Genomic DNA, 11,717 nt, shown 5'->3' on the forward strand with positions numbered 1-11,717 from the left:
TGCCCAGACTGCGGATATACCCTCCATGGGCGTCGCACCGGCCCGCAAACCTGCTCGCCCTGCCGGGCACACAGGGAGGGCCGCACGACTGCCCGGTGCCGCGACTGCGGCCAAGACCGCGAGCCCACCGCCACCTGGCAGCACATCAAAGCCATCACCGCCCGGTCACGGCGACCGCGACGCCCACGAAGCCGACCTCCCTGCCCCGCCTCGACCAGCTCATGCCTTCGCTCGACACCATCCCGCCCGTCCGAGGCAGACCCCGGCCGGCCCCGCCGCACCGTCCCATCTCACGTCGGGTGAGTGGTGATGCCGGTGATGTGCAGGCGCCCGGTGTCGTGCTCGCCGAACGCCGGCGCGTATGGCCGCCTGCCGAGCACGGTGTCGGGATGGAAGAAGTCGGTCGCGATGATGTCCTCGGCTCGGGCGGTGAGGAACTCGCGCCAGGTCGGGCCGGAGCGGCGCGGTGCCGGCTCTACGCCTGCGGCGTGGAAGATCTTCCAGACCGTCGAGGCGGCGATGCTGTGCCCGAGCCGGCCGGCTCCCCCTGGATGCATCGATGCCCCACCTGGGGTTCCCCTTGGCCACTCGCAGGACGAGCGTCCTGATCGCCGCTCGGGTGGGCGGCCGTCCGGTGTGTCGGCGTGCGGTGCAGTGCCACGCGGCGGCGATGAACCTGCGGTGTCGACGGGGCGAGGTGGCGGGGTGGCCGGGAAGACCTCGCGCCGGCACCGTCGGGGTATCCGCCCGGAGAGGGCGGCGAACCAGAGCCGGTCGGCCGGCTCGTAGCGGATCGAGCCGTCCAGTTGGCGGCGCAGGGCGGCGTTCTCGTGCCGCAGCACAAGCAGCCCGGCGTCCTTGGAGGTGTCGCGGCGCAGCAGCACCGCCGGGATGGACGGCGGCTTTCGGGTCCCCTGGTACACCAGCGAAACGATCACGCAGAGATGGTGCCGTCCGACGCCGCGTTGCCGCCCTCGCCCGCAGCGATGACTTTCCGATCCCCACAGACGGCGTGTTCCAGGAGGCCGCGCAACTGCGCTGGCTGCCAAGGCGGCTGACGACCTGACACAGGGCGGCGCACGCACGGGCTCTTGACCGTCTCGCCGGGAGGGCCTAGCTTCCAGGCGGAAAGCGCTTGCCGTCCTGTTGCGCCGTCGCCTCCCGGCCTGCGCCCCGGCCGACCGAAGGAGTTCCCCATGGCGAGCAGGGCCGACACGTCCGTCGCGTACGACGGCCTGCCCGGCGGGATCGGCGTCTCCCGGCTGCGGGTGTACGACTGGTTGGCCGCCGACGGCCTGCGCGGCGGCACGCCCCATGTCCATCTGAGCTGTTCGGAGGGGTACGCCGTGACCGGCGGCCGGGGCACGGTGCAGACCCTGACGGCATCCGGGTTCGAGCAGACCGAGCTGACACCGGGCGCGCTGGTGTGGTTCACACCGGGCACGATCCACCGGCTGGTCAACGAGGGAGGCCTGACCATCGTCGTGCTGATGCAGAACTGCGGTCTGCCGGAGGCGGGCGACGCGGTGCTGACGCTGCCGCCGCATCTGCTCGCCGACCTCGTCGCCTACCGTGTGGCCGTCACCTTGCCGGAGGCGGGCTCCGAGGAGGAGGTGGAAGCCGCGGCCCGCCACCGCCGTGATCTGGCCCTTGAGGGTTTCGCGGCACTGCGCAAGGCGACCGAGGCCGGGGATCCGGAGCCGCTGGCGGCGTTCCACCGGGCCGCCGCGGCGCTGGTGCGGCCACTGGTCGGCCGGTGGCGCGGACGCTGGCGGGACGGGGCGGTCGCCGCGGCCGCGGCGACCGGCGCACAGCTCGACCGCCTCGAGCGCGGCGACGCGGAGCATCTTGCGCAGGCGAGACTGCGGACCGAACAGCCGACCGCCCGGGGCCGGTTCGGTATGTGCGGCCGCCTCGACGTGTACGACATCGGCTGAGCGACGGCGCCCCGGTCCCGGCCCGGCCGCCTCACTCCCCCGAGGGCGTCAGGAGCTTCCTGGACTCCAGGGGGTCGCGCGCCACGTCCTCCGGCAGCCGCCGCCAGCTGTCGACCTGCTCGTTGAGCCGTGCCAGGTCGACTGTGGTGAGGACGGTGTTGAGCGCGGCCAGTGCACGGGGGCGCCCTGTCCGCCCGCCTCCAGACGGAACGTGGGCATGCCCCATGCGAGCTTCTCGATCGCTCCGGGCAGACCGGGCGCGGTCCTTCGTGCATCGTCGGCAGTGGCCATGGCGCAACCGTACGACCCGCCACCGACAGGGCCCCAACTGCCGTGCCACACTGCGCGCTTCCGACCCATTGACCCCCCGCAACGCCGGAATCTACGCTGTGCGGCGTACCCGGAAAGCGCTTTCTCAGCCTGCGGCAGGACCTACCAGCACCGGGAGCGCCATGACTGATCATCACCCCAGACGGCATGAACGGTCGAGAGCCCTTCGCACCGCGATCTCCCCCGTCTCCGTCATCACCGCACTGCTGGCGCTGCTCCTCGGCCTCGGAGTGACCCTGTCACCCCGTGCCGAAGCAGCGCCCTACCGCGTACTCGTCTTCTCCAAGGTCACCAACTTCACCCACGACTCGATCCCCGCCGGTATCGAGGCCGTCAAGAAGCTCGGCAGCGAGAACGGCTTCGAGGTCGAGGCCACCGACGACGCCTCGGCGTTCACCGACGTGAACCTCGCCCGCTTCCAGGCGATAGTCTTCAACAACACCAACTCCACCCCGGAGAGCGGCGACCTCCTCGACGCCGCACAGCGGGCCGCACTGCAGAAGTACGTCCGGGGCGGTGGCGGATGGGTCGGCCTGCACGCTGCTTCCGCGAGCGAGCGCGACTGGGACTGGTACGAGGGCCTGGTCGGAGCGATCTTCGACAAGCATCCGGCGGTGCAGACCGGCCGGGTGAAGGTGCTCGACCGCTCGCACCCCTCCACCGAGGGCCTTCCCGAGCTCTGGGAGCGCACGGAGGAGTGGTACAACTGGCGCACCAACCCGACCGGCAAGGTGCACACGCTCGCGCAGGTCAAGGTGCGTGACGGGGTCACCGGCCTCGACGAGGGCGACGACCAGCCGTATTCCTGGTGCCAGAACTACGACGGCGGACGCTCCTGGTTCACCGCCGGCGGCCACGCAGATTCCGCCTTCCAGGAGCCGGACTTCCTGAAGCACCTGCTGGGCGGCATCCAGTGGGCGGCGGGCAACAAGCCCGGTGACTGCACGGCCGGCAAGACCGGCGCCTTCCAGCGCACCCCGCTGGCCACCAGCGACCTCGCCGACCCGTTCGAGCTGGCCGTGGCGCCCGACCGCCGGGTCTTCTTCATCGAGCGCACCGGCAAGGTGAAGGTCATCGACCAGTCGACGCTCAAGGTCGCGACCGCGCTGGACTTCGAGTACACGCCCGAGATGACGAGTCAGTCGGACGGCCTGCTGGGACTCGCCCTCGACCCGGACTTCGGCGAGAACAACTGGCTGTACCTGCTGAACTCCGACAAGACCGAGAAACAGCTCAACGTCTCCCGCTTCACCGTCTCCGGCAGCACCATCGACCCTGCGTCCGAGAAGCGGCTGCTCACCATCCCCACCTTCCGCGGCGAGGGCCGGGCCAACTCCCACATGGCGGGCTCGCTCGCCTTCGACAAGGACGGCAGCCTGTATGTCGCCACCGGCGACAACACCGACCCGTTCGCGTCCGACGGCTTCACACCCATCGACGAGGGTGACGGCCGCCGTGCCTGGGACGCCCAGGCCACCTCGGGCAACACCAACGACCTACGGGGCAAGATCCTTCGCATCACACCCCAGGACGACGGCACGTACGCCGTGCCCGAGGGCAACCTCTTCGCGCCCGGCACCGAGAAGACCCGTGCCGAGATCTACGCCATGGGCATGCGCAACCCGTTCCGGATCACCACCGACCCCGTCAGCGGTGCGCTGCTGGTCGGCGACTACGGCCCCGACGCCCGTGCAGCCCGGCCCGACCGCGGGCCGGAGGGCACCGTCGAGTACATGCGGATCACGAAGGCCGGCAACTTCGGCTGGCCGTACTGCGTCGGCAACAACACCCCGTTCAACGACTACGACTTCCAGACGCAGACGTCGGGACCGAAGTTCGACTGCGCGAACCTCGTCAACGAATCGCCGAACAACACAGGTCTGACGAATCTCCCGCCGGCCCAGCCGGCCACGGTCTGGTACGCCTACTCGGCCTCCGCCGAGTTCCCCGAACTCGGCACCGGTGGCGGCGGCCCCATGGGCGGCCCGGTCTACGACCACGACCCCGCCAACACCTACCAGGGCAAGTTCCCGGCGGCGTTCGAGGGCAAGTGGTTCACCTACGAACTGACCCGCAAGTGGTTCAAGACCTTCTCCATCCAGCAGCAGGACCAGACGTTCACCGACCCACGTTTCGAGCCGGTGAAGGCCGGGGACCTGCACTCCATCAACACCGTCTTCGGTGACATGACGTGGAACCAGCCCTTCGACGCCGAGTTCGGACCGGACGGCGCGATGTACGTCATCGACTTCGGGCTCGGCAGCGGCACCGGCCGGGGCGGCAGCAACGAGGGCTCCGGCATCTACCGCATCGACTACGTGGCCGACAACCGGCTGCCCACGGCCCGGGCGACGGCCACCCCCGACAGCGGTTCCGTCCCGCTGACTGTCCAGTTCTCCAGCGAGGGCTCCGGACTGCCCGACGACAAGCCCGTGACATACGCCTGGGACTTCGACGGAAACGGGACGACCGACTCGACCGAGGCGAACCCGACCCATGTGTACAAGGAGAAGGGCCGCTTCACCGCCCGGCTCACCGCCACCGGACCCGGCGACCTGCCGGGCCTCGCCGTCCAGGACATCACCGTCGGCAACACCCGGCCCGAGGTCACCGTCCAGCAGCCGCCGAACGGCGGGATGTTCAGCTTCGGCGACACCATCCCCTTCACCGTGAAGGTCAAGGACAAGGAGGACGGCAAACGGATCGACTGCTCCCGTGTCGTCGTGCAGTCGCAGCTCGGACACGACTCCCATCTCCATCCGCTGGACAACTACACCGGCTGTACGGGCGAGATCGTGACCGACGCCGGTGACAGCCACGGCCCCGGCCAGAACCTCTACTACGGCATCACCGCCCAGTACGAGGACAAGGCCGCACCTGGCGTACCCGCCCTGACCGGGTCGGCCTCGCTGACGCTGCGCACCAACTTCCGTGAGGCGGAGCACATGACATCGACCGGCGGAGCGCACGCCGGCGCGGTCGTGAGCAGCCGCACCGACGCCTCCGGCGGCAGTCGGCTCAGTGAGATCGAGCACGGCGACTGGATCAGCTTCGACCCGGTCAACCTCAAGGGCATCGACTCCGTGACCGTGGGGGCCGGTTCGGACGGCATCGGCGGGACCGTGGAGTTCCGTGCCGGATCGCCGACCGGCAAGCTGCTCGGCAAGGTGACCGTGCCGGCCACCGGCGGCTGGGGCAACGTCGTCTCCCCGACGACCGCACTGGCCGACCTCGGCGGCACGACCAAGCTGTACGCGGTCTTCACCAACCCGAAGTGGACCGCGGACAAGGCCGACCTGTTCGCCGTGGACTGGTTGCACTTCAACGGGCCCGGCGTGGAGAAGCACCAAGGCGCCAAGGTGACCGTCAAGGCCAGGCCGGCTACCGGGAAGGCACCGCTCGCCGTCCAGCTGTCCGGCGGTGTCCGTCTGCCCGACGGCCGTACCGCCGCCTCGTACCACTGGGACTTCGGCGACAACGCCCGGCCCGCAGGCGAGGAGACCGCGAAGGCCGCCCACACCTATGCCCGCCCGGGCACGTACACCGCCCGGCTCACGGTCACCGACGACAAGGGTGACACAACCACCGACTCCGTCCGAATCAACGTCGGCTGATATGAAGGAGATCCGGATGAACGGCACCAGACGCGCATTCCTCGGCGTCGCCGCCGCGGGCGTGGCACTCACCGTGGCCGGTCCCGTCGCCCACGCCGCCGAGGCGAACGGCACGGCCGCACAGCGCCGCCGCCGCATCCCGCGCTCCGGGATCGGCATGCACCTCTACACCATGCGCTCCGCGCTGGCGGCGGACTTCAAGGGGACCCTCGCGCGGCTCGAGGAGATCGGCTACGCGACGGTCGGCGTGAGCGGCCGGCACGGCAACAGCGCGGCCGCGATCCGCTCCATGCTCGACGAGACACATCTGCGGGCGGTCCTGGAGCACGTCGGTTACGACACCGTACGGAGCAGCGGACTGCCGCAGGCCCTCGACGACATCCGGACCCTGGGCGCCCGGTGGATCGTCGTACCCAGCCTGCCGGCGGCGATGCACACACCGACCGGATTCCGGGAGGCGGCCAGGGAGTTCAACAAGGCGGGGCTCGCGGCCCGCAAGGCGGGGCTCGGTCCGCTGCTGTTCCACAACCACGGCGCCGACCACCAGGTGGTCGACGGCGAGAACCTGTACGACATCCTGCTGCGCGAGACGGACCCCCACCTGGTCGGCTTCGAGCTGGACGTCTACTGGGCGGCCAAGGGCGGCGGCAGCGACCCGCAGGACCTGTTCGTGGAGCACCGCCGCCGCTTCCCGGTACTGCACGTCAAGGACATGGCCGCGGACGGCTCGATCGCCGACGTCGGGTCCGGGGTGCTGGACTTCGCGGCGATGTTCGACACGGCGCACAGCGGTGGTGTGAAGCAGTGGCTGGTGGAGCACGACGCACCGGCCGACCCGTTCGCCACCGCACGGAACAGCTACACGTACCTGGCGAACCTGAGGTACTGACCGGCCCGTACGAAGGAGCCCCGCACCATCCCTGGGATGGTGCGGGGCTCCTTCGCTCCCCGGAAAGCTCAGTCCGCCGCGGAGACCGCGCCGAGCAGGCCGCGGATGTGGGTGGTGGCCTCCCGGAACTCGGGCCGTCCCATCGTCTCCGTGTAGTCGCGTTCCGGGGGCAGGCCCACGTCGATGATCTCGGTGATGGTGCCGGGCCTGGGACTCATCACCACCACCCGGTCGGCGAGGTAGCAGGCCTCGGAGATGGAGTGGGTGACCAGGAGCACGGTGGTGCCGGTCTCCCGCCAGATGCGGTGGAGTTCGGTGTTCATCTGCTCGCGGGTGAGCGCGTCGAGCGCGCCGAACGGCTCGTCCATCAGCAGGACGGGCGGCTCGTGCAGCAGGGCGCGGCACAGGGCGACGCGCTGCTGCATACCGCCGGACAGCTCGTGCGGCAGCGCGTCCTCGAAGCCGCTCAGGCCGGTCATCGCGATGAGTTCGTCGGCGCGCCGGCGCCCCAGCTCCGCCGGCATCTTCCGCATCTCCGCCTGCAGCAGGATGTTGCGGCGCGCCGAACGCCACTCCAGCAGGGCCGCGCGCTGGAAGACGTAGCCGATGTCGTGGCGCGCCCCCTGCACCCGCTCGCCGTTCAGCAGCACATCGCCCGCGGACGGCTTCAGAAGCCCGGCGACCAGCTTGAGCAGCGTCGACTTGCCGCATCCGGACGGGCCGACGATCGCGACGAACTGCCCCATGGGCACCTCGAGATCGATGTCGGTCAACGCGGTCACGTCACGGTTCTTGGTGCGGAAACGGACGGCGACGTCCTTGATGCCGACCGCCGCTGTGCTGCCGGGCCCGCTGCTCTGACCGTCCTTCGTCACTTCCGGCTCCCGCACGGTGGTGTTTCTGGGCATCGTCATCCCTTCATCGCGGTGGCGCTGTCCCAGTACTCGGCCACGGCCTTGGGGCTGCTCACCAGTCCGGCCTCGGCGAAGACGTCGATGGTCCGCTGCCAGTCGGCCTCGATGTTGACGCCCGGCGCCTTGCCCTGCGTCGACTCGGTGTGCAGGAGCGTGAGCGTCGTGGCGAACTGCTCGGACAGGACCTCCTTCGGCGGGAGCTGCTCACTCGCGCCCTCCATCGAGGCGACGGCCGGCTCCGGTGCCTTCTCCGCGGCAGCGAAGGATTCGCTGACCGCCTTCGCCATGCGCTGGGCGAGATCCTTCTTGCCGGCGAGGACCTTCTGGCCGGCGATGAGGCCGTTGGAGTAGAAGTTCAGCCCGTTCTCGGAGAAGCGCAGGTACGAGACCGGCTTCTTGGCCTTGTTCTGCATGGTGGGTCCCTGGTCGCTGGCGTAACCGAGCAGTCCGTCGGTCTTGCCGGAGATCACGGCGGCGATCTTGCCGGCCGGGTCCGTGTTCTGAACCTTCACGTCGGACTCGGCGAGGCCGTTCTTCTTCAGGAAGATGGGGAACGTCTTGGAGAGCGCGTCGCCGGCGGTGCCCGCGATGGTCCTGCCCTTGAGGTCGGCGGGGCTGTTGATGCCCTGCGACTCGAAGAACTGCACCGACGCCGGAGTGGTCTGCAGGAAGACGCCGAGGCTCTTGACCTTGACGCCCGCGTCGACACCGGACAGGACGGCGGGCGTGTCGGCCCAGCCGAAGTCGGTCTGTCCGGCACCGGTGGCCTGCACCGTCTTCTGGGAGCCCTGGCCGGCGCGGATCTCGAGGTCGATGCCGTGATTCTCGAAGATCTTCTGCTGCTTGCCGTGGTAGAACGGCGCGTGTTCGCCGTACGGGTACCAGTTGAGCGTCAGCGTCACCTTGTCCAGTTCCTCACCGGAGGAGCTGGACGATGTGTCCGAGCCTTCCTCCCCGCAGGCCGTGGCGACCAGAAGCAGCGGTACGAGGCCGGTCAGAAGCAGTCTGCGCGCAGTCATGGCTGATCCTTCTCGTGAGCTTGGGGCAGGTGGCCGGTCATCAGGTCAGTACGTGGTGGTGACACCGGTCTCGCGGCGGCTGGCGTGCCACGGGAGCAGCAACTTCTCGGCGATCTCGACGAGGACGAAGAGGGCGACGCCGATCAGGGACATCACCAGCAGGCCGGCGAAGAGCATCGGGGTGTCGAGGTTGCCGTTGGCCTGGAGGATCACATAGCCGAGCCCTTCGTTGGCGCCGACGAACTCGCCGACGACCGCGCCCGTCACGGCGAGTGTCACCGCGACCTTGAGGCCGGAGAACAGGTGTGGCAACGAGGCGGGCATGCGGATCTTGACAAAGGTCTGCCAGGGACTCGCGCCCATGGTCGAGGAGAGCTGGAGCATCTCCGGGTCGACCGCCTTGAGTCCCGTCACCATGGAGATGACGACGGGGAAGAAGGCGATCAGCACCGCGATGAGGATCTTCGGTGCGATGCCGAAGCCCAGCCACACGACGAACAGCGGGGCGATGGCGATCTTCGGCACGACCTGGGCGAACAGCAAAATCGGGTAGAGGGTCTTCTCGACGGTGGCCGAGTAGACCATCACCACGGCGGCGAACACCCCGACGACGACGGCGATCAGGAAGCCGAGGAGCGTCTCGTAGGTGGTCACCCACGTGTGCTGCCAGATGTAGTCGGCCTTCCCGGTCAGCACGTCGAGCGTCGCGCCGGGCGAGGGGACGAGGTAGGGCTCGACCAGTTCGGCGGCGGCGATCACCCACCAGACGGCGAAGCACGCGAGCAGCAGGGCGGCGGGGCGCCAGCTCTGCTCGAGCAGCCGCGACGTCCGCTCCCCCGCGCTCGGGCTGTTCCGCCTGTCGACTCCCGCCACCTGCGCGGGTGGTGCTTTGATGGCACTCTGACTCACGGTCAACTCCTGGGTCTCCGGAGCGGGCGGGAAGAGCCGTCCGGACCGGCCGGGTCCATCGTTCTCTCTGCCTCTGTGAGAAAACGCTTTCAGAAAGCGCTTTCTGATACAGTGCAGCCACGCTAATGAGTGCCAGTCCGCACGGTCAATAGGTCGTCCCGAAGTTTCGGGGGGTCAAGTGAGTGAACGGGAAGCACAGGCTCATGTGACGCTGGACGCCGTCGCCCGCAGAGCGGGCGTGTCCCTCGCAACGGCGTCACGAGCCCTGAACGGCACCACCCGGGTCCGTGAGGACCTGCGCAGCCGGGTACGCGCGGCCGCCGACCAACTGGGCTACATCCCCAACGCCCATGCCCAGGCACTCGCCAGCGCGTCGAACAACACCGTGGGCCTGATCTGCCACGACGTGGGCGACCCCTACTTCGCCGCGATCGCCGCCGGCGTGATGCGCGCAGCCGCGGAGAAGGACCTGCTGGTGATGCTGGCCAGCACCTTCCGCGAACCGGCCCGCGAGATCGCATACGTGTCCACACTGCGCGCCCAGCGGGCCCGCGCCATCCTGCTGATCGGCTCCGGTTTCCAGGACCGGGCCTGGGAGCGGGCGCTCACCGCGGAACTCGAGCCGTACGTGCGCGCGGGCGGACGCGTCGCGGTCGTCAGCCGGCACCGCAGCCTGCGGGTCGACGCCGTGCTGCCGGAGAACCGGGGCGGTGCCTCGGCCCTGGCCCGGGCGCTGCTCGACCTGGGGCACCGGGAGTTCGCGGTACTCACCGGACCGCCCTCGCTGACCACGGTCTCCGACCGGCTCGCCGGCTTCCGGGACGAACTGGCGCGGGCCGGTGTCACCCTGGCGCCCGAGCGGATCGTGCGCGGACCCTTCACCCGCGAAGGCGGGTACACGGCGGCACGAGCGCTGCTCGCCCGCGACGAACGGCCCACCTGCGTCTTCGCGGTGACCGACGTGATGGCCGTGGGCGCGCTCGCCGCCCTCCGGGAACGGGGCGTACGTGTGCCGGAGGACATCTCGCTGGCCGGCTTCGACGACATCCCCCTCGTGAGGGAACTCTCACCGCCGCTCACGACGGTCGCCCTCCCGCTCACCGCCATGGGGCAGGAGGTGATGGCACTCGCCCTGCGCGAGCCGCGCGGGCCCCGGTCACGGGTGCTGAGGATGGGCGGTGAGGTCGTCCTGCGCGCCAGCGTCGCTCCCCCACCGCCACGGCCGGCCAGGGCCGACGGGGGCGCGCACTGACACTGCGGGTGCCGAATCATCATCCGGCCCGTTCAGCGGCATGGTCAGTGAGGAAGCCCCATCGTGATGCGTGCAGGTCACCGGCCCTGGCGTGACGAGTCGTCGGGGTGCTCGCGCAGTGCATCGGCCGACAGCGTGAAGGGTGGCTGCGCGCCACGCACAAGAAGATCGCCGACCAGCTGGGCGTGGAGCGGTCGAACGTGACCCGGGCGCTCGGGCGGCTGGAGGGGTGGCACATGCTTCAGCGCGTCGACACCGGCCTGATCTTCGGGAGCCCTGCGAGGTTCCAAAAGTCCCGCATATGCGCTGACCTGGGCATTCGCCAGCTCTCGTGATCTTCTTCAGGCAGCGTTGCCGTACTCGTGGATGAGCCCGCTGAGGACGTCGTGGCGCTGGATCCGCTGCGCGGGAAAGGCGATGACATCCGCTTCGTCGGCTGGGACGCACAGGTCCAGGGCTCGGTGCGGCCAGCTGGGGTTGCAGTGCTCGGCGTATTCGGCGAGGACGTGTCGCAGGTGCTGCTCCTTGCAGATCAGCAGACGATCCGTGCACTCGGCTCGTGCGGTGCGCCAGAACCGGTCCGCCGACTCGTAGCGGACCGGGCCGTCCAGTCGGCGGGGCAGCACGGCGTTCTCGTGCCGCAGCACCAGCACCTCCGCGTCCCTCGCAGTGTCACGGCGCAGTAGACACACCGGGGACGGACAGCAGCCTGCGGGCCACCTTGTACAGCAGCGAGACAATCACCGGGTGATCCTGCCAGCCGCAGCTGATCACGGCTCCGACGTGCAGCGACGACTTCACGAACCCCCACAGGATCAGGTGCGGGGCCATGATCCGCTGGAGCTGGTCGCCG

The 11,717-nt window shown here is 69.6% G+C and carries 11 protein-coding genes and 1 pseudogene; 5 read left to right on the forward strand and 7 right to left on the reverse strand.

Annotation, left to right across the window (positions count from 1 at the left end; translation table 11 throughout):
- Positions 1-290: 290 nt before the first annotated feature.
- A complete protein-coding gene (locus OHB56_RS02525) occupies positions 291-938 on the reverse strand; it encodes a hypothetical protein (protein WP_406351373.1) in 648 nt (215 codons plus the stop codon).
- A 258-nt stretch (positions 939-1,196) separates the two neighbouring features.
- Between OHB56_RS02525 and OHB56_RS02530 the strand changes: the two genes are divergently transcribed.
- The gene (locus OHB56_RS02530; RefSeq protein ID WP_406351375.1) at positions 1,197-1,937 is read left to right on the forward strand and encodes a cupin; all 741 of its coding nucleotides are present in this window, start codon (positions 1,197-1,199) and stop codon (positions 1,935-1,937) included.
- A gap of 31 nt (positions 1,938-1,968) precedes the next feature.
- Here OHB56_RS02530 and OHB56_RS02535 read toward each other — a convergent pair.
- Positions 1,969-2,133 (reverse strand): annotated as a pseudogene (locus tag OHB56_RS02535) (ABC transporter substrate-binding protein); the annotation flags it as partial.
- A 256-nt stretch (positions 2,134-2,389) separates the two neighbouring features.
- Here OHB56_RS02535 and OHB56_RS02540 point away from each other — a divergent pair.
- Both OHB56_RS02540 and OHB56_RS02545 read left to right on the forward strand, forming a co-directional pair.
- Positions 2,390-5,881, forward strand: a complete 3,492-nt coding sequence (locus OHB56_RS02540; RefSeq protein ID WP_406351377.1) for a ThuA domain-containing protein — start codon at positions 2,390-2,392, stop codon at positions 5,879-5,881.
- Between the two features lie 16 nt (positions 5,882-5,897).
- Positions 5,898-6,770, forward strand: coding sequence for a sugar phosphate isomerase/epimerase (locus tag OHB56_RS02545; protein WP_326756710.1), 873 nt, complete (start codon positions 5,898-5,900; stop codon positions 6,768-6,770).
- 68 nt (positions 6,771-6,838) lie between these two features.
- Here the strand turns inward: OHB56_RS02545 and OHB56_RS02550 are convergent, their stop codons facing one another.
- From OHB56_RS02550 to OHB56_RS02560, 3 genes are read right to left on the reverse strand one after another with little or no spacing between them, the layout of a single operon-like run.
- Positions 6,839-7,684 carry an ABC transporter ATP-binding protein gene (locus tag OHB56_RS02550; RefSeq protein ID WP_406351379.1) on the reverse strand — a complete coding sequence of 282 codons (846 nt, stop codon included), beginning with the start codon at positions 7,682-7,684 and terminating at the stop codon, positions 6,839-6,841.
- Positions 7,681-8,703 (reverse strand): ABC transporter substrate-binding protein, encoded by a 1,023-nt coding sequence (locus OHB56_RS02555; protein ID WP_406351381.1) that lies wholly within the window; start codon positions 8,701-8,703, stop codon positions 7,681-7,683. Before OHB56_RS02555 ends, OHB56_RS02550 begins: the two co-directional genes overlap by 4 nt.
- A 45-nt stretch (positions 8,704-8,748) precedes the next feature.
- Positions 8,749-9,612 (reverse strand): ABC transporter permease, encoded by an 864-nt coding sequence (locus tag OHB56_RS02560; protein ID WP_326756707.1) that lies wholly within the window; start codon positions 9,610-9,612, stop codon positions 8,749-8,751.
- Positions 9,613-9,817: 205 nt separating this feature from the next.
- Here OHB56_RS02560 and OHB56_RS02565 point away from each other — a divergent pair, with 205 nt between their 5' ends.
- Entirely contained in the window at positions 9,818-10,864 is a 1,047-nt protein-coding gene (locus tag OHB56_RS02565) for a LacI family DNA-binding transcriptional regulator (protein WP_406358891.1), read from the forward strand.
- A gap of 107 nt (positions 10,865-10,971) precedes the next feature.
- Entirely contained in the window at positions 10,972-11,199 is a 228-nt protein-coding gene (locus OHB56_RS02570) for a hypothetical protein (RefSeq protein ID WP_406351383.1), read from the forward strand.
- 6 nt (positions 11,200-11,205) lie between these two features.
- On the opposite strand, the gene OHB56_RS02575 is transcribed toward OHB56_RS02570, so the two are convergent.
- Positions 11,206-11,517 carry a transposase gene (locus OHB56_RS02575; RefSeq protein WP_406351385.1) on the reverse strand — a complete coding sequence of 104 codons (312 nt, stop codon included), beginning with the start codon at positions 11,515-11,517 and terminating at the stop codon, positions 11,206-11,208.
- A 19-nt stretch (positions 11,518-11,536) separates the two neighbouring features.
- Positions 11,537-11,695, reverse strand: a complete 159-nt coding sequence (locus OHB56_RS02580; protein WP_406351387.1) for a hypothetical protein — start codon at positions 11,693-11,695, stop codon at positions 11,537-11,539.
- Positions 11,696-11,717 lie beyond the last annotated feature (22 nt).

It is taken from the genome of Streptomyces sp. NBC_01635, assembly GCF_045209715.1.
Lineage (GTDB): Bacteria > Actinomycetota > Actinomycetes > Streptomycetales > Streptomycetaceae > Streptomyces > Streptomyces hirsutus.